This window comes from Salmonella sp. WC3 (genome assembly GCF_042932255.1).
In the GTDB taxonomy this organism is placed as follows: domain Bacteria; phylum Pseudomonadota; class Gammaproteobacteria; order Enterobacterales; family Enterobacteriaceae; genus Salmonella; species Salmonella enterica.
In genome coordinates, this window is sequence record NZ_CP170629.1 from 3,068,904 (window position 1) to 3,086,286 (window position 17,383).

Annotated in this window: 16 protein-coding genes; all 16 read right to left on the reverse strand. The window is 54.9% G+C overall.

Going from position 1 to position 17,383, the window contains the following annotated elements:
• Positions 1 to 8 precede the first annotated feature (8 nt).
• The 16 genes from wcaL to wcaA all read right to left on the reverse strand — a co-directional run bounded on the left by wcaL (position 9) and on the right by wcaA (position 17,381).
• Positions 9 to 1,229, reverse strand: coding sequence for a colanic acid biosynthesis glycosyltransferase WcaL (gene wcaL / locus ACFK9X_RS15155; RefSeq protein ID WP_151116907.1), 1,221 nt, complete (start codon positions 1,227 to 1,229; stop codon positions 9 to 11).
• Positions 1,226 to 2,506, reverse strand: a complete 1,281-nt coding sequence (gene wcaK, locus ACFK9X_RS15160; RefSeq protein ID WP_000770904.1) for a colanic acid biosynthesis pyruvyl transferase WcaK — start codon at positions 2,504 to 2,506, stop codon at positions 1,226 to 1,228. The genes wcaL and wcaK overlap by 4 nt, the downstream gene beginning before the upstream one ends.
• Before the next feature lie 21 nt (positions 2,507 to 2,527).
• Entirely contained in the window at positions 2,528 to 4,006 is a 1,479-nt protein-coding gene (gene wzxC / locus ACFK9X_RS15165) for a colanic acid undecaprenyl disphosphate flippase WzxC (protein WP_151116909.1), read from the reverse strand.
• A gap of 132 nt (positions 4,007 to 4,138) precedes the next feature.
• Entirely contained in the window at positions 4,139 to 5,533 is a 1,395-nt protein-coding gene (gene wcaJ, locus ACFK9X_RS15170; RefSeq protein WP_000183155.1) for an undecaprenyl-phosphate glucose phosphotransferase, read from the reverse strand.
• A gap of 53 nt (positions 5,534 to 5,586) precedes the next feature.
• Complete coding sequence (gene cpsG, locus ACFK9X_RS15175) at positions 5,587 to 6,957, reverse strand: colanic acid biosynthesis phosphomannomutase CpsG (protein WP_079788457.1); 1,371 nt, start codon at positions 6,955 to 6,957, stop codon at positions 5,587 to 5,589.
• Between the two features lie 110 nt (positions 6,958 to 7,067).
• On the reverse strand, positions 7,068 to 8,510 hold the full coding sequence (gene cpsB / locus ACFK9X_RS15180; protein WP_000605946.1) for a mannose-1-phosphate guanyltransferase: 1,443 nt from the start codon (positions 8,508 to 8,510) through the stop codon (positions 7,068 to 7,070).
• The gene (gene wcaI / locus ACFK9X_RS15185) at positions 8,507 to 9,730 is read right to left on the reverse strand and encodes a colanic acid biosynthesis fucosyltransferase WcaI (RefSeq protein WP_000699632.1); all 1,224 of its coding nucleotides are present in this window, start codon (positions 9,728 to 9,730) and stop codon (positions 8,507 to 8,509) included. Before wcaI ends, cpsB begins: the two co-directional genes overlap by 4 nt.
• A complete protein-coding gene (locus tag ACFK9X_RS15190; protein WP_001574640.1) occupies positions 9,727 to 10,200 on the reverse strand; it encodes a GDP-mannose mannosyl hydrolase in 474 nt (157 codons plus the stop codon). Before ACFK9X_RS15190 ends, wcaI begins: the two co-directional genes overlap by 4 nt.
• A 2-nt stretch (positions 10,201 to 10,202) precedes the next feature.
• Entirely contained in the window at positions 10,203 to 11,168 is a 966-nt protein-coding gene (locus tag ACFK9X_RS15195) for a GDP-L-fucose synthase (protein WP_001041686.1), read from the reverse strand.
• 2 nt (positions 11,169 to 11,170) lie between these two features.
• On the reverse strand, positions 11,171 to 12,292 hold the full coding sequence (gene gmd / locus ACFK9X_RS15200) for a GDP-mannose 4,6-dehydratase (protein ID WP_000048165.1): 1,122 nt from the start codon (positions 12,290 to 12,292) through the stop codon (positions 11,171 to 11,173).
• A 23-nt stretch (positions 12,293 to 12,315) separates the two neighbouring features.
• Positions 12,316 to 12,870 (reverse strand): colanic acid biosynthesis acetyltransferase WcaF, encoded by a 555-nt coding sequence (wcaF, locus tag ACFK9X_RS15205; RefSeq protein ID WP_001153601.1) that lies wholly within the window; start codon positions 12,868 to 12,870, stop codon positions 12,316 to 12,318.
• Between the two features lie 15 nt (positions 12,871 to 12,885).
• The gene (wcaE, locus tag ACFK9X_RS15210) at positions 12,886 to 13,632 is read right to left on the reverse strand and encodes a colanic acid biosynthesis glycosyltransferase WcaE (protein WP_000480128.1); all 747 of its coding nucleotides are present in this window, start codon (positions 13,630 to 13,632) and stop codon (positions 12,886 to 12,888) included.
• A gap of 12 nt (positions 13,633 to 13,644) precedes the next feature.
• On the reverse strand, positions 13,645 to 14,859 hold the full coding sequence (wcaD, locus tag ACFK9X_RS15215) for a colanic acid polymerase WcaD (protein WP_000091397.1): 1,215 nt from the start codon (positions 14,857 to 14,859) through the stop codon (positions 13,645 to 13,647).
• Complete coding sequence (gene wcaC / locus ACFK9X_RS15220) at positions 14,834 to 16,051, reverse strand: colanic acid biosynthesis glycosyltransferase WcaC (protein WP_001023837.1); 1,218 nt, start codon at positions 16,049 to 16,051, stop codon at positions 14,834 to 14,836. Before wcaC ends, wcaD begins: the two co-directional genes overlap by 26 nt.
• On the reverse strand, positions 16,048 to 16,536 hold the full coding sequence (gene wcaB / locus ACFK9X_RS15225) for a colanic acid biosynthesis acetyltransferase WcaB (RefSeq protein ID WP_151116911.1): 489 nt from the start codon (positions 16,534 to 16,536) through the stop codon (positions 16,048 to 16,050). Before wcaB ends, wcaC begins: the two co-directional genes overlap by 4 nt.
• Before the next feature lie 2 nt (positions 16,537 to 16,538).
• Positions 16,539 to 17,381, reverse strand: a complete 843-nt coding sequence (gene wcaA, locus ACFK9X_RS15230) for a colanic acid biosynthesis glycosyltransferase WcaA (protein WP_000205692.1) — start codon at positions 17,379 to 17,381, stop codon at positions 16,539 to 16,541.
• Between the last annotated feature and the right edge of the window lie 2 nt (positions 17,382 to 17,383).

Here is a 17,383-nt window from a genome sequence, read left to right on the forward strand (position 1 = left end):
AACCTCGTTTATATCGTTTGTAGCAGGCTGGCTAGCTGGCGATTAATCGCCTGCTGATTAAAATCTTGCGCCACTTTTTCACGGGCGCGCGTGATCACCGACTCCAGCGTGTCGTGGTCAATCCGGCTGAACTCAGCGAGTCGGGCCGCCAGCGCCTGCGCATCGTTTTCCGGCACCAGCCAGCCGGATTTGCCGGCCTCCACCAGTTCCGGAATACCACTATGCACGGTAGACACCACGGGAATCCCCACCGCCATCGCCTCCATCAGCGCTACCGGAATACCTTCCATATCGCCATCCGTACCGGTAATCGACGGCAGCAAAAAAACATCGGCGTCATCCAGCATCGCCTTCACTTCATGGCTCGGTTTAAACCCCGGCATCTCAATGACATCCTCTAGCTGATACTGCTCGATGAGCGTGCGCAGCCGACGTTCCCACGGGCCAATCCCCAGAATGTGGTAGCGAAACGCCACGCCCTGTGCTTTCAGTTGCCGACAGGCTTCAATCGCCACATGCAGGCCTTTTTTTTCTGTCAGGCGCGCGACGGAAATCATCTCCAGAGGCATCCCTGGCGCTTTCACCGAACGATGGGTAAAACGCGTCATGTCGACGCCCATGCGCGAAACGGCAATCTTTTCCGGCGGACAGCCCATACTTTTCAGGCGACCGGCCCACAGTTCGCTGATGGGCAGCATCAGATCGCCACGACGAAACAACTGCTGATACTCCGGCGTGTAATGACTGAGCACTTCGCGGCTGGAAATATCAATCCCGTGGAAAATAGTCACTATTTTGCCGCGAAGCACGCCCAGTTCGCGTAGTTTGGCCGCCGTCACGCCCGCCGGACCAAAGTGTGCGATAAACACATCCGCCACAAAAGGCTGGCTCACCTGCGCGCAAATCGCGGAAAGGATCAAATTGCGTGATTCATCGCCATAGCGGGTAAAATTGAGCGCTTTCCAGGTCGCCGCCCGATGCAGCCCCGGCAGCGTTTTACATGCCCGGTAGCGCAGTTTCGCCAGCCGTCCCTGGGGCTCATCCTGTAACCAGCGGGTTTTCGCCGCCAGGCCATACTTCTCCCAGGCGGCGTGAGTATGTTGGGTATCGCCTTTTTGTAACGCGACAATCTCCACCTCATGGCCCATATCAATAAACGCAGTAATCTGATTCAGCACAAAGGTTTCCGATGAGAGTGGAAATTTCAGCAGAAAAAAGCTGACTTTCATTGCGCCTCCCGAATTCTGTCGAGAACAGATTTGATCATCGTGAACCCTTTCGCCCGCTCCTCGGTGACGGCGTTAGCCACTTTTGCCTTTAGCGCAGGCAATTGATTGAGCGTATCGGCCACCACGCTTTGTAATGAACCGTTCAGCAAGTGACGGATATCGATGGCCAATTCCGCCAGGCCTAGCTGCTGCATAATCCCGGCGGATTTATGTTCATAATTAATGGCGATGGCGGGTGTGCCAAAATTCATGGAGATAATGGCGGAATGCAGGCGCGTCCCGATGGTCAGTACGCAGGAGGCGAGGATCTTTCCGATTTCCACGTCATTGAGTTCGTCCATCGCGATATGGAAATTCTCTGAGTCGTTTACATACTTCGCCATCCGTAACGCAACCATCCGGTCATCGCGGTTATAGCGATCGATACTGGTGCAGGTTGACAGCGCCAGTACCTGATAACCGTCCGCAATCAGGCGATTCACGACCTGGGCAAATGCCTGCTCATAGGCCTGCTGAGTGGTGCCCAGGCGTTTATCAAACGGCTCCAGATCGCGCAACGTAATCGCGACGGTTTTGCGGCGCGCGGTGACGTCCAGCCAGTGCTGCACAGCATAACTGGCAACAAACTCGTCGTGACGGCGTTCGACTAACCAGGCGGTATCCACCCCCTGCTCCACTTTCCGGGTATCGATCTGCGCGGCGGTCATCAGATCGCGGCTGACGGTTTCACGCAGGATCAGCGCACTGGTGCGCCCAAAAACATAATTGGCGAGCTGGTTAAAGTCAGGGTTCTGGAAAGGGCCGACGCTATGTCCCACCATATAAATTGGTTTGTTCGCCATAAACGCGCACAGCGGATATTCAAAGTGAGTCAAACCGTATAAGTCGACATAGTTTGAACCGCCCACCTGAATGACGGCGTCATACTGCGCAATAAATTGCGCGAATTCGGCAAATTCCGGCGCGATAGCAAAATTACGCAGCGATCCTTCCTGGGCGACTTTAGACAATAAAATTTTATGCTGAAAACGACGGCGTAATACTTTTTTCACCCGACCGTTAAGCCCTGCCGCCGCCTGCTGTTTCTGGCTTAACTGATACAGCGGGTCGGCAATAATCGGGCGCCCCTGCAACCAGGCGGAACTCACCGGGAAACGGCTCATCACATCCATCTCCGCCTCTGGCGCCTGTTGACGGATGGCATCAAGCAAACCGCGCATAATGGCGCTATCACCACGGTTGCCGCATGTGTGGTTGCCTAAAATTAATAATTTCATAAATAGCCTCTTATATCCCCGTCATCCGACACGTAATAACTTTTTCAGTTTTGCACTGCCAACAAGCTGATTTTTTATTTCCATCACCAGCGCATTGCGTGAAAAAATAATCATTAAAATAAAACTCAAAATACCGACCATAACCTGTAGTGCGAATACCCCCGACAACGGTAGATAACCGTCGACCAGCTTTCCTGCGCCGTAGCTGGTAATAAATGTTGGCAATGAGAGATAAAACGGTAGCCACAGGCTGAGAATATACTGACGATAGCTGGAGCCGAGTACCGGCTTAATCATCACGAAATAGCTCAGAATGGTGTTGATGATTTGCACCACCAGGAACCCCAGCGTCACGCCAATCGCCCCCGCCAGATGGCCGCCAATGAGAATTGCCGGGATAAACAGAAACGTTTTAAAGACGTTGAACTTAAAGCTGATATCCACGCGCGCTTTCGCCATCAGCAGCGAACCAATCGGGTTGCCGACCGAGCGCAACAGCCCCACCACGCACAGCAATTGCAGGATCGGGATAATTCTGTTCCACTTCTCGCCAAACACTAACGGCACAAAATTGTTCGCCACTACCATCAGGCCCAACAGCGCGGGAAAATTGATAATTCCCACCACGGAAAGCAACTTATAGAAGTTGACGCGCAGCTTCTCGGTATCGTCCTGGATTTTGGCGAATGCCGGAAATAGCACGCGAGTAATGATGGGGTTAAGCTTCGCCGGCGGCACAACAGCCACGTTGTACGCGAGGTTATATCCCCCGGCGACGCTTGCGCCGAGAATTCTCGCCAGTACCAGCGTCGATAAATTCGTGTTGATGTAATTGACGATACTGTCCGCCGTCAGCCACGCGCCAAAACGCAGGTTCGTGGACACCGATGCCAGCGAAAAATGCAGCCCCGGACGGTAAATCTTGCGGCCAAAGAAACCAAACAGCAGCGTTCGCACCGCGCTGTTCACCAGATAGCCGAGAATCGCGGTTAGCGCCAGCGGCCAGTAATGGGCGCTAATCACCGTAAAGGTGAACCCCGCCAGCACGGAGGTCGTTTCGATCATGCCGATCTTATTGAACTCCAGCTCTTTTTGCATCAGAGCGCGGAACTGCTGCCCGTGAGGGATCACGATAAACGCCAGCGACAACGTTTTGATTAACGGCGCGAGATCCGGGTTATGCAAAACATGGGCAATCGCATCGCTCAGCCAAAAGACCACCGCAAATACCACAATCCCAAGCCCAACGTTTAGCCAGTAAAGCGTGGTCAGCTCCAGATGCCCAATCGTTTTACGCTGGATAATCGAGTTCGCGATGCCAAAGTCCGAGATCGTGTCGGCCAGCGCGATAATCACCAGCGAGACGGTCAACAGGCCAAACTGGTGGTTGTCGATGATCCGCGCCAGCACCGTCATCTGAATTAACCCCAGACCGATAATCACTATCGTGGCGATAGCCGACCATTTAGCGCCGCTGATCGTTTTTTGTCGTAAACTCATTCTTTTCTCCAGAACCTGTTCACAAGGCATCATTGGCGCAGCCAGATTGAATACGGACAGCGCGGAAAAACCGGAGCGTACACGCTGCCCTGGTGCAATATGGCAAGTAAAATAGCCTTGTGGGTCAGGTTCTTAATACGCCGCTTTATTAACAAACCCTTTAAAAATCGTCAGAAAAACGATTTTGATATCGAACCAAATACTCCATTCGCGGATGTATTCCAGGTCGAATTCCACGCGTTTTTCCATTTTCTCCAGCGTATCGGTCTCACCGCGCCAGCCATTAATTTGCGCCCAGCCGGTGATGCCCGGCTTCATCTTGTGGCGTAGCATGTAACCTTCAATCAACTGACGATACTGTTCGTTGTGCGCCACCGCGTGAGGACGAGGACCGACGATGGACATCCCGCCAGTTAATACGTTGATAAACTGCGGCAATTCATCCAGCGAGGTACGACGCAAAAAGTTACCTACCCGGGTGACGCGCGGATCGTTTTGCGTCGCCTGGGTAACGACCTTATCGTTCTCCATCACCTTCATTGAGCGGAACTTCCAGACCTTGATCGGCTTGCCGTCCATCCCGTAGCGCGTCTGACGGAAAATCACCGGCCCGGGCGAGCTCAATTTGACCGCCAGCGCAATGCAGCACAGTACCGGTGAGATGAGCAGCAGAATCAGCGACGCCAGCACGATATCTTCTGCCCGTTTAAGCAGACGGTTAATCCCTGATAGCGGCGTGTCATACAGCGGAACGACCGGAACGCCGCTCATCTCCTCCACGCGCGAGTGGAGAATATTAAAGGTGAACACATCGGGAATAAGGATCACCGAGCAGGTGGTGTCGGCCAGCTCGCGCACCAGTTTTTTCACCATGGCGCCGTCGCTCATTGACATGGCGATATAAACATTGTGAATTCGCGAGGCTTTCGCATCGTCAATTAACTGCTCGAAGTTCCCGGCCCAGTCAGCAGAGACGCCGCCCGGTTTAGGATCGTGATAGACGCCCACCACCTCAAAACCCAGCCACGGCTCATTACGGAAGCTATCCAGCAACGCCTGGCCCGCAGGCAAATCTCCGGCGACGGCGACCCGGCGAGTGTTATAACCACGATTGCGTAGCCAGCCCGCGCCAAAACGAATAAATGAACGGCATAACACTAAGCCCAGGCTGGACAGCGCATACCAGGCCAGCCAGGTGGCAAGGCGGTTGTCAAAGTCATCATTAAACGCCACCAGACCGGCGCTGAAGATCAGGCTCAGCGTCCAGTTTTGCAGTAACAGCGTTAACTCTGTCGACATTTTGACGCCGCGCCAGGAGCGATAAAAATCGGTTATCCCGCCCAGCATTTGAAAAACAACCAGCGTAATCAGCGCCACCAACAGGTGCATGTACAGGAATGGCAGTCCACTGACTTCACAGATGAACCACAGCCCGCCAAACATGATGGTGATATCTGAAAAGCGTTGCACCATAGAGATTAACGATGCATTGGTTTTGGCTCGTTCGCGCTTTTTTAGATTTGTCATCGTTGTTCCTGTGATTGGCCCCTTACCCGCAGGCGGTAAGGGGAGATCTGACGTTACTGATTCAGCAGCGCCAGCAGAGTGCGTGTTCGCGCTTCCATCAGCGGAATATCGCCGCGTGATTCCACATTCAGGCGCACCACCGGTTCGGTGTTTGACGAGCGCAGGTTGAAACGCCAGTTGGCGAACGACATGCTGAGACCGTCCGTGCGGTCCACTGCCTGCGCCTCTTCCGCGAAGTGCGCTTCCACCCGCGCCATGGCCGCCGCCGGCTCCGCCAGCCTGCTGTTGATTTCCCCGCTCGCCGGGAACGCCGCCATCCGGTCGCGGACCAGCTCACCCAGCGACTGCCCCTTCAGGCACACCAGCTCCGCCACCAGCAGCCACGGGATCATCCCGCTGTCGCAGTAGGCAAAATCACGAAAATAGTGATGCGCGCTCATTTCCCCGCCATAAATGGCATCCTCCGTACGCATCCGCTCCTTGATAAAGGCGTGCCCGGTTTTTGACATCACCGGCGTCCCGCCCGCCGCCGCCACCACTGCCTCCGTGTTCCAGGTCAGGCGCGGGTCGTGGATAATCTTCGCCCCCGGGTGTTTTTCCAGAAACGCTTCCGCCAGCAGCCCGACGATGTAGTACCCCTCGATAAACTGCCCTTTCTCATCGAACAGGAAGCAGCGGTCGAAGTCGCCGTCAAAGGCGATGCCCATGTCCGCCCCGTGTTCAATAACGGCCTTGCGGGTGTCGTCGCGACACTCCGGCAGCAACGGGTTGGGAATGCCGTTCGGGAAGGTGCCGTCCGGGGTGTTGTGGATTTTGATGAACTCCACCGGCGCGCCCAGCGCCTTCAGACGCGCTTCGATGGCGTCAATGACCGGCCCCGCCGCCCCATTGCCGGAATTCACCACCAACTTCAGCGGGGTGAGATTGTTAACACTGATATAGCCGAGCAGGTGGTCGATGTAGGCGTCGCGCAGGCTGATTTGTCTGTAGCTGCCGCGCGCGGCCTCGTTCACCGGCGGGAAATTGCCCGCTTCTGCCAGACGCTGAACGTCGCGCAGACCGGTGTCGCCGCTTATCGGGCGGGCGCCCTCGCGCACCAGCTTCATACCGTTGTAGTCCATCGGGTTATGGCTGGCGGTCACCTCAATACCGCCGTCCACGCCGAGGTGGAAGGTGGCGAAGTAAATCTCTTCGGTGCCGGACATACCGATATCCAGCACGTCGACGCCCGCGTCCTGTAACCCTTTTGCCAGCGCCAGCTTCAGCGCCTCGCTGGTCAGGCGTACGTCGCCGCCCAGCACGATGGTTTTCGGTTTTAAATATTCGCCGTAGGCGCGGCCAATCCGCCACGCGATATCTTCATTGAGCTCTTCGCCCAGCCTGCCGCGAATGTCGTAGGCCTTGAAACAGGTTAATTTTGTCATGTTCTTACCCTTCTTCAGGCAACAGTTAGCCCTGACCGTAAATGGCCAGCATCGTTATTGTTATTCATTGCCGGATGGCGCGTTGCGCTTACCGGGCATAATTGCAGGCGTCAGACCCGACCGTAACGGTCCTCGAACCGCACCACGTCGTCCTCTTCGAGATACGAGCCGGAACGCACTTCAATTAAATCGAGCGGTATTTTTCCCGGATTTTCCAGGCAGTGAGTCGCCCCCAGCGGAATATAGATGGACTCGTTTTCACCGAGCAGCTTAACCTCGCCGTTGATGGTGACTCTGGCGGTCCCCGCCACCACCACCCAGTGCTCGGCGCGGTGATGGTGCATCTGCACCGACAGTCCTTCCCCCGGCTTGACGGTAATGCGCTTCACCTGATAGCGCTCGCCCGCGTCGATGGAGTCGTATTTGCCCCACGGACGGTAAACCTCGCGGTGCATGTGGTGCTCATGGCGTCCGTCGGCCTTGATCTTCTCCACCACCTTTTTCACGTCCTGCACCGCGTGGCGATCGGCAATCAGCACGGCGTCTTTGGTCTGCACCACCACCAGATCCTTCACACCGACGGTGGTCACCAGGCCAGATTCGGCGTAAACGTAGCTGTTTTCCGTTTTATGGCTGATGACGTCGCCGTGGTGGACATTTCCCTCCGGGGTGTGGGCGCTGATTTCCCACAGCGAGGACCACGAGCCGACATCGCTCCAGCCCGCGTCCATTGGCATCACCACCGCGTCCGCCGTCCGCTCCATCACCGCGTAGTCAATGGACTCTTCCGGACAGGCGAGGAAGGCCTCTTCATCCACGCGAATGAAGTCAAGATCCGGATCGACGCCGCGCATCGCCTGTTCACAGGCGGCCAGAATATCGGGGCGGAACTTTTTCAGCTCTTCCAGATAGCGTCCGGCGCGGAACAGAAACATGCCGCTGTTCCAGTAGTAATCGCCGCTGGCGACGTAGGCCTGGGCGGTTTCCAGCCCCGGCTTCTCAACGAACTGCGCCACCTCAAAAGCCACCGCATCCGTCGCGCCCGGCACGACATCACCGCGCCGGATATAGCCATAGCCGGTTTCCGGCAGATCCGGCACGATACCGAAGGTCACCAGTTTGCCCGCGTCGGCATAGGGCATGGCGCCGCGCACCGCGTCGCGGAAGGCCTCTTCATTGGCGATTGCATGATCCGCCGCCAGTACCAGCATCAGCGGATCGCAGTCCGTATGCTGGCGCGTCGCCGCCAGCGCCGCCAGCGCAATCGCCGGCGCGGTATTGCGCCCGGCGGGCTCAAGAATAATGTTCTCCGTCAGCTTATTGAGCTGGCGGAGCTGTTCGGCAACGATAAAACGGTGCTGTTCGTTACAGATCACCACCGGGCTTTCGCACTCCACGCCGTTCAGACGGCAAATGGTGGTTTGTAGCATGGTGAGATCGCCTTTCAGGCACAGAAACTGTTTTGGATAAAGCACGCGAGAAAGCGGCCACAATCGGCTACCGGAGCCACCGGCCATCACAACCGGGTAAAGTTTTGTCTGACGCATTATCATCCCCGAATATCTGCAATAAATTGGCGTAGCACGTTCTCTTTATTGAGCGTGCGTTCGGCGTATTCACGTGCCGTCGTGTTGTTTTTCGGCATGGCGAGCGCCTGGCTAATCCCGTTGACCAGCGCGTCGGTCGACTCCGGTTCCACGCAAACGGCGATGCCCGGATAGCGCGCGCAAAGTTGTCCTAATTCGGTGTGCGGCTCAGCGGTAATCACCGCATTACCGCCGACCGCCAGAATGTTAGTCAGCTTGGAGGGCAGTACCGCATCCGCCGCGCCGCGCTTTTGCACCACCAGATGGCAGTCGCCCATTTTCAGCAGCGCGGGTAAGGCGTCGTAAGGCTGCAGCGGGAGGAATTTAATATTTGCCAGGCCGCGTTCGCGGGCCATGTTCTCCAGCCGCGCCTTGCCGCCCCCCTGGCCGACAATCGCAAAAATCAACGGTCGATCGCGTAATCGTTCCGCGGCGTCAATCACCTTTTCCAGCCCTTGCTTTTCGCCGATATTGCCGGAATAAAGCACAATTTTTTTGCCCTCTGGCAAGCCAAGCTGCTGACGCAAAGCCGTCACGTCAGCGTCATTAACGTCCTGAAAGCGCGCCACTTCCGACCAGTTCGGAAAAAAGAGGATTTTTTCCGCCGCGACGCCCTTTTCCCGCGCTTTATTCATCATGGAGCGAGAGATGGTCGAAACATTATCAACGTTACGCAGCGCGCTGCGTTCAAAGGCCGTCGCTAACCGCGCTACGCTGCCGCGCTTGCCTTTTCCCGCCATTCCTAAGCCGAGCATGGCATCCACTTCGTAATCCTGAATATGCAGAACGGTACGCGCGCCGGAGAGTGTCGCCAGCAGGCGCATTCCCGGCGTACAAAAGAGCGTCGGTACAACGCCGATAATCCGATCCGGCTTCCAGCGACGCTGCGCCATCAGTGGGAAAAAACTGCTCAATGCAAAGCTCCCCAGATGAAGCAGTCGTTTTAAGGTGGAGGGCTGTTTCGGCACATACAGCGGGCAGCGCCAGACGGTAGCCTCGCCCTCTTCCCGGCGATAGCGCCAGGCGGAATAGCGCTCACCGACCTTCCACTGCGGGTAGTACGGCGGCGCAGTAATGACCCGCACCTCATGGCCTTCCTGCGCCATCCACGCCACCATTTCGCCGGTATATTTGCCGATACCGGTCAGTTCCGGCGAATAGTTAATGCCATAGACCAGGATCTTCATAGGCCCACCGCCGGCGCGTCAGGAAGGAAGTAGGCCCGACTGTTCTCATGAACATTGTCGCTTGCCAGAAGCTGTTCCGGCGTCAGCCAGCGGTAACTGCCATGCTGGGCATCAGGCAGGCGTAAATCGCTCTCCGTCACGCGCAGACGAAAGCCGAGCACGATGTAGTGAGTTGAAAAATCCTCACCGGAAAAGTTGTCGTCATAGAAGTGCTGCCAGACGCCATAAAACGTCCCTGCCGCCAGCGGCAGACGCACGCCCAGTTCCGCCTGCGTCAGGCGTGCAAAGGCGGCCTCCAGCGTTTCGTCTTTGCACACCCGCCCCCCCGGCACAAACCAGTAGCCCTGCGCCGGACGGTTGAGACGCTGGCCCAGTAAAATTTCCCCCTGGCCGTTTTCCACGATGAAATCGAGGGAGATGAGGGGCGTGGTCCGCACCACGGCGGCGAAATCTTCCTGACGTAAAAACATTGTCACCCCCGGAACCGGTGCTGATTCTCAAGGAACCACTGGTAAGTACCGGCAAGCCCTGCCTCCAGTGAAATTTCGTGATACCAGCCAAGCTGATGCAGGCGCGTGACGTCGAGCAATTTACGCGGCGTGCCGTCCGGCTTCGTGGCGTCGAACACCACCCGGCCCTGGTAACCCACCACCTTTGCGATAGTCTGCGCCAGCTCGCGGATGGTGCAGTCCACGCCAGTGCCGACGTTAATGTGCGACAGCATCGGAGCGGTGTTCTCCTGCCACACTTCGCGCGCCAGCTCCATCACGTGAATGCTGGCCGCCGCCATATCGTCAACGTGCAGAAATTCGCGCATCGGCGTGCCGCTGCCCCACACCACCACCTCCGGCGCGTGGCTCTGCGCGGCCTCATGAAAGCGGCGCAGCAGCGCCGGGATCACATGTGAATTGTCCGGATGGAAATTGTCATGCGGGCCGTACAGGTTGGTTGGCATCACCGAACGGTAGTCGCGACCGTACTGCCGGTTGTAGGACTCGCACAATTTAATCCCGGCGATCTTGGCGATGGCATACGGCTCGTTGGTCGGCTCCAGCGTCCCCTGCAGCAGCTCGCTTTCCGCCATCGGCTGCCTTGCCAGTTTCGGATAGATACAGGACGAACCGAGAAACAGCAGTTTGTTCACGTTGTGCAGGTGCGCGGCGTGAATAATGTTGCTCTCTATCATCATGTTTTCATAGATAAAATCCGCCGGATATGTGTTGTTGGCGACAATGCCGCCCACTTTCGCCGCCGCCAGATAAACCTGGTCGATACCCGCCCCGGCAAAGAACGCCTGTACCGCGCGCCCGTCGAGCAGATCCAGCTCATCGCGGGTGCGCAGCACCAGTTCCACGTCGCCGCGCGGCGCAAGCTGCCGTACAATGGCGGAGCCCACCATCCCGCGATGGCCCGCCACAAAAATTCGTTGCTTGTTCATTCTCAGGACTCCAGCGCGATGGCCACCTCGTAACCGTGAGATTTCAGCAGTGAGTGTTTTTTCGCGGCCTCCAGATCGTTCGCCACCATCTCGGAGACCATCTCCGACAGGGTGATTTCCGGTTTCCAGCCCAGTTTCTCATGCGCTTTGGACGGGTCGCCCAGCAGGGTTTCCACTTCCGCCGGACGGAAATAACGCGGATCAACGGCCACAATCACATCCCCCGGTTTCACGCCCGGCGCATCGTGTCCGGTAACGGATACCACGATCCCTTTCTCATTAATGCCTTCGCCTTCAAAGCGCAGTTTTATCCCCAGTTGCGCCGCCGCCAGCTCCACAAACTGGCGTACGGAATACTGCACGCCGGTGGCAATCACGAAATCTTCCGGCTGCTCCTGCTGTAACATCATCCACTGCATCCGCACGTAATCTTTCGCATGGCCCCAGTCGCGCAGCGAGTCCATATTGCCGAGATACAGGCAGGACTCCAGCCCCTGGGCGATATTGGCGATGGCGCGGGTGATCTTACGGGTGACGAAGGTTTCGCCGCGACGCGGGGACTCATGGTTAAACAGAATGCCGTTACAGGCGTAAATACCGTAGGATTCACGGTAGTTGACGGTGATCCAGTAGGCGTACAGTTTCGCCACCGCATAGGGGGAACGCGGGTAAAACGGCGTGGTCTCTTTCTGCGGGATCTCCTGCACCAGACCGTACAGTTCAGAGGTGGAGGCCTGGTAGAACCGCGTTTTCTTTTCAAGACCGAGGAAGCGAATCGCCTCCAGCAGGCGCAGCGTGCCCATCGCATCCACATCGGCGGTATATTCCGGCGACTCAAACGACACCGCCACATGGCTCATCGCGCCCAGGTTGTAGACCTCATCCGGCTGCACTTCCCGTAAAATGCGGGTCAGGTTGGAGGCGTCGGTCAGGTCACCATAATGCAGATGAAATTTCGGGTTGCAGCTGTGCGGATCCTGATAAATATGGTCCACGCGCTCGGTATTAAACGATGACGCGCGGCGCTTAATACCATGCACCTCATACCCTTTTTCCAGCAGAAATTCTGCCAGGTAAGACCCATCCTGTCCGGTTACGCCAGTAATGAGAGCGACTTTTGACATTTTCATTTCCTCAAATAGTCCCGTTAGGGAGTAACTTTCTGAACGCGCTGGCGTGTTACCACTGCGGGATTGCCCCGACAAATCGCATTTGCCGGTAATGATTTAAATACGCTGCTGCGCGCGCCGACGACGGTGCCATGACCTATCATCACGCCGGGCGCGACAAAAACATCGGTTGCCAGCCAACATTTTTCGCCAATAACAATCGGCGCGGCGTTAATATCGAAATGGGCGCTGGTATAATCATGGCTACCGGTACACAAATACCCTTTTTGTGAAATGACCGCATGTGCGCCAATATTAATTTCACCCAACGTATATAACACCGCGTCGTCGCCTACCCAGGCATAATCGCCGACGGTTAATTTCCACGGATAGGTAATTTTTACTGACGGTCGAATAACCACATTCTTTCCAATTTTGGCGCCAAACAGACGCAGCAAAAAGGCTCGCCAGCGATACAATATTTGCGGCGACCCGGCGAATAATGTCGCCTGTACCGCCCACCATAATTGTACTTTTAGCGCATTAGCGCCGCGGAACCCTTTCGGCACCGTAAAGCCGCTAAGATCCTGCATAATAACTCCCGGTGATTAGACTTTGTTATACCGCGCTTTTGTTTTACCCGTCGTTTTCAGACGTAATAAATAGGATAATTGCGCCCAAAATCCTGGCACACGTAATATTTTTCGCTGTACGTTTTTTGCATCCTGACATAATTCCAGATTATTCGAGGTTGACACGCCGCCCATTGAAAATTCAGATACCAGTCCGTTAATTCGCCGAAAAGGATAGCCTGCTTTATAGAGACGGGCCGCCAGCGCATAATCTGAAGAGACATGATATTGCAGATCATAAGGATACTTTTTTAACGCTGCCGTCGGGAAAAATATCGCCTGATGGCTGGCTGGCAAACTATGGTAGATATAATACCCGGGTTTAGCCTTCCGGCGTATTTTATGCCCGCCGCCGAAATCCAGCAGCGCGTCGCCAATATACATCGCCTCGCCCTTTTGCCGCGCCAGTTGCCGGACAAACAGAGCGGCATCATCATGGAACGCATCCCCGGAATTAAGAAACAGGGTATAGCGCCCCTGCGCCAGCGCAATGCCTTTGTTCATGGCATCATAAATACCGTGATCCTTTTCACTGATAAAACGCAGGTTAAACTCACCGTGACGTTTTTGCAGAAATTCGCGCGTGCCGTCCTCCGAACCGCCATCCACTACGATCCATTCAAATGACAGGCCCGGATCGCGCGCCAGATTGCGCAGCGAGCGCCAGGTTTTTACCACCCCTTCGTAATTGCGAAAGGCGACGGTAACGACGCTTAAAAACATGCAACCACCCCGTTATGAAATTTTTAACGCCTTGCGCAAAATGAACGGACAGACGATTAAAAAAGCATATTCCGGGCTAAATATTGAACCGGTAAAAAACAGCGACACCGGCGTAAAAAGATAGAGCTGCACCCGAAAATTACGATTATCGCCAAACGCATTTAGCGCCATTTTTAAAACTTTCCCCATATACCACAGCGTCATTAGCACTGCGAACCAGGAAAAATAAATAATCAGCAGATACAATCCATTGTCTATGGTTTTCCCGACATCCGCACCGTTAAAGATTCCGAATGATGCAACATATTCATAAAGTGAGCCAAATCTGACTACACCATCAATATGGGTCAAGGAATATCCGACCATGACTAACGGGCCCACAATACGATAATAAGAAGATGAGCCTTCCGTCCCTAAATCGCCAAGTCGTGTCGCGATATAAGGAAATGCAATAATTACCCCAACCAAAAACAGGGTTAATGAGACCAGCGCCAGTGGAAGTTTTTTCTTTATCGCATCCTTATTCAAATATTGGAACGCCCACTCCAGAAGGTAAAACAGGATAAAGGTCATTACCCCTGAAAATGATCCTGATAATATTATCCCTGCCAGAATCATAGCATCGCTTTTCGGTGTTTTGATACCAAACTGTTTGATGCTCAGCCAAATTGAGATTAGTGCCAAAGCGAAAAATGCCGGTTCAAAATAAAGCGCAGTGGTACGCTTACCGCCAAATTTTATGAAGTTCAGTACATAGCTATTACTGTAAATGAGATATTTCGAAATTCCTTCCATAATACTGCTGCCGCCGGTAAGGATAATTTGCGCCATCTCAACCGCGGCGAGCGCGACCACCATACCCACCACCAGATAAAAAAAACGCAAAATCTTTCGGTGGTTATGCGCGGAAATGGTTTTGAATCGGATACTCCAGACCATCCCGATAATGACCACAATATAGACAAACAGCATTGTGGACGTGACATATTTACCGGCATTCAGCGACTGGCCGAACAGGAAGTTAAATGCCGTAAGCCCCGCGCCGATGCCTAAGGCGATCATCAATTTTTTTACGCTAATGCGTTCCACAAATAACAGCAGCAACAGCGGTAAAAAAGTGACGATGGTAATGGGAAAGCTTTCCCCCAGTTGGGCAATCTTGACATTGACCAGTAGGTAGATCAGCGGCAGCAGCAGATAGCTACAGATTCTGATAGAACGAGACATACTCCTCCAGCATCTGTTGACCGCTGTACGCGACGCGGCTACGCATACGAAAGGCGTCCAGCGTTGCGCCAAACACCGCCTGAGCAATCTCTGGCTTACGCCGCTGCGCCAGGCGCAGTACATCTGTAGCGGCAAAGGTCTGGCCGCCGGATTTCGCCAGCACCTCCTGCGCCGCCTCGCTGTGGGTAGCGAGCACCGGTACGCCGATCGAGAGCGCTTCACACAAGATCAGCGGATAGTTATCGACCCGCGAGCTAAAGACCAGCGCATCCATCTCATTGAGCGCGCTCATTAATTTACGCTTATCGGTTTCAAAACCGTGATTAACAACGTTTTGGCCGGTAAAAGGCGAAAATTTACCAAAGGTATGCAGTTCAATTTTTTCGCCCAGCGCCATCATGTCGTGTACCAGACGCTGGTCAGTTTTGCCGTCATAACGCAAGTCATGCGCCACAATGGCGATCCGCGGTTTGCCCGGATTCAGCGGCACAGGTGATAGCTGCGCGAGAATCGCCTCGGTCGCCAGATCGATACCGTTGTTAATAATCTGGCAGCGCCCCGCGCCATAAACGCTGTTAAAGGCCTCGGCCACGTGCTGGCTCGGCGAAATAAACTGGCAGCCCAGCCGCAGCATGTCCCGAAAGCGCTGACGTTTGCCGCCAATAAGCTGGTGCGCCCGATCCACCCTGACCGGCGGATAATTGCTTAGGGTCGGGCATTTTTGGCAGCCGTTTTTCCAGCCCTCGCAACCGTCGGTGAAGGCGCAACGCCCGGTAACGCTCCAGTGATCGTGCAGCGTCCAGACCAGCGTGACGTCTGGTTTTTGCGCTTTGACTTTTTCGCAAAACGTCACGATGTCCGCCAGGTTTAGCCAGTAACTGTGGAGAACATGAAAATGCAGCACCAGCGGGCCGGATGTCTGGATAACCGTGCGGTAAAGATTGTCGAGATTGCCAAACAGATCGCGATTCAGGAAACGAAACAGCGCGATATTAGCGATTGCCGTGCCGCGCGGCGTCTGTTTTATCACCTGCGGATAACGGTGGTGGCTGACGCTTTTTTTTCCGCCTTTGCCATAACCATAGACAAAACGCGACGTCAGCCCTTTTTGCAGCGCCCGCAGATGGAGATCCAACGCCACTCCCGCCGCGCCGCCTTCCGCCAGCCGTACATTAAATTGCAGAATATTCATGTGCTGACCTTCACCCGTGCTTTTTCTCCCACCACCAGCGCATGGTCCGGAATACTGTCAAGCACCACGCTACCCGCGCCAATCGTGACGTGATTACCGATAGTAATATCGCCAAGCAGGATGACATTCGCCCCCAGCTCAACGCCGTTACCAATCACCGGACAAGCCAGGCTGTCCGCGCCGCGATTGCCAATGGTGACGCCGTGGCGAATGGTAAAATCGTCGCCGGCGACGACATGTTTGTTGATCACTACCGCGTAACCATGATGGATAGTGAACCGCCGACCAATGGTCACGGCGGCCTGGATTTCATACCCGAACAGGCATTCCGTGATCACGCGATACAGCACCAGCACCGGCGCGGCCCACAGATTATTCAGCACATTCTTTTTGCGCCAGACGGAACAAAAATGAGCGATACGGTAGGCCAGCACCATGCAACAGGGGCGTAAGCTCCAGCTATTCGCGCGTAAGTCTTCCAACATCGTTATCGCCCCCGCAGCCCGGCCGCCAGGCGTTTGCTGTTACGCACGGAGAGCAACGTCAGCAACGTGCGCCAGGTCATTCGCTTATTGCGAATTTGGTACAGGGTAAAAAGCTGGTATTTTTTGCTGGCGCGATCGAATTTATCTTTGTGCTTACGATAAAAATGGAAATAGCCGGAGAACTTTTTCGGCGAAGAGGTAATCTGCATCTCGCCGTGGTTGATATGTAAAATTTGCGTCGCCTCTTCGACTTTCCACGGTTCGCCATACTCCACCACCATGCGCAGAAAAATGTCGTAGTCCTGCGCCGCCTTGAGTTCGGTATCGAACAAACACGCTTTAAAACGCCAGGCCCAGGTAAAAACCTGATTGCCAATAATATTGCGCTTGTAGAATAAGCGGCGCGAATAAGGAGATTTCGGATACAGCGGCAGGCTGGCAGGCTGAGAGTAGACCTCGCCCTCGCACACATAGTCGTTGGCATACAAAAAGGCGTGTGTAGTTAACTGGTGTTTATGGGCCAGAAACACGCTCAGACGGTTGGGCGTCCATTCATCGTCATCATCAATACCGGTAATATAGTGTCCTTGCGCCTGCATAATGGCCTGATTGCGTACCGCGCAGGCGCCAGTATTCATGGCGTTATGAGTATAACGAACGCGCGGGTCGTTCAGCTCCTCAACAAATTGTTGTAGCTGCTGATAAGACGAGGAGCAATCATCCACGATGATCATCTCCCAGTGACGGTAGTCCTGACGTAGTACTGATTTAATCGCCCGGATAGCCAACTGCTGCCTGTTCCAGGTTGGCATATAAATTGAGATCAGCGGATTGTCTGTTGTCATGC

Coding starts and splice junctions, on each gene's coding strand:
- wcaL (WP_151116907.1), bottom strand. CDS start 1,229: ATGAAAGTCAGCTTTTTTCTGCTGAAATTTCCACTCTCATCGGAAACC.
- wcaK (WP_000770904.1), bottom strand. CDS start 2,506: ATGAAATTATTAATTTTAGGCAACCACACATGCGGCAACCGTGGTGAT.
- wzxC (WP_151116909.1), bottom strand. CDS start 4,006: ATGAGTTTACGACAAAAAACGATCAGCGGCGCTAAATGGTCGGCTATC.
- wcaJ (WP_000183155.1), bottom strand. CDS start 5,533: ATGACAAATCTAAAAAAGCGCGAACGAGCCAAAACCAATGCATCGTTA.
- cpsG (WP_079788457.1), bottom strand. CDS start 6,957: ATGACAAAATTAACCTGTTTCAAGGCCTACGACATTCGCGGCAGGCTG.
- cpsB (WP_000605946.1), bottom strand. CDS start 8,510: ATGATAATGCGTCAGACAAAACTTTACCCGGTTGTGATGGCCGGTGGC.
- wcaI (WP_000699632.1), bottom strand. CDS start 9,730: ATGAAGATCCTGGTCTATGGCATTAACTATTCGCCGGAACTGACCGGT.
- ACFK9X_RS15190 (WP_001574640.1), bottom strand. CDS start 10,200: ATGTTTTTACGTCAGGAAGATTTCGCCGCCGTGGTGCGGACCACGCCC.
- ACFK9X_RS15195 (WP_001041686.1), bottom strand. CDS start 11,168: ATGAACAAGCAACGAATTTTTGTGGCGGGCCATCGCGGGATGGTGGGC.
- gmd (WP_000048165.1), bottom strand. CDS start 12,292: ATGTCAAAAGTCGCTCTCATTACTGGCGTAACCGGACAGGATGGGTCT.
- wcaF (WP_001153601.1), bottom strand. CDS start 12,870: ATGCAGGATCTTAGCGGCTTTACGGTGCCGAAAGGGTTCCGCGGCGCT.
- wcaE (WP_000480128.1), bottom strand. CDS start 13,632: ATGTTTTTAAGCGTCGTTACCGTCGCCTTTCGCAATTACGAAGGGGTG.
- wcaD (WP_000091397.1), bottom strand. CDS start 14,859: ATGTCTCGTTCTATCAGAATCTGTAGCTATCTGCTGCTGCCGCTGATC.
- wcaC (WP_001023837.1), bottom strand. CDS start 16,051: ATGAATATTCTGCAATTTAATGTACGGCTGGCGGAAGGCGGCGCGGCG.
- wcaB (WP_151116911.1), bottom strand. CDS start 16,536: ATGTTGGAAGACTTACGCGCGAATAGCTGGAGCTTACGCCCCTGTTGC.
- wcaA (WP_000205692.1), bottom strand. CDS start 17,381: ATGACAACAGACAATCCGCTGATCTCAATTTATATGCCAACCTGGAAC.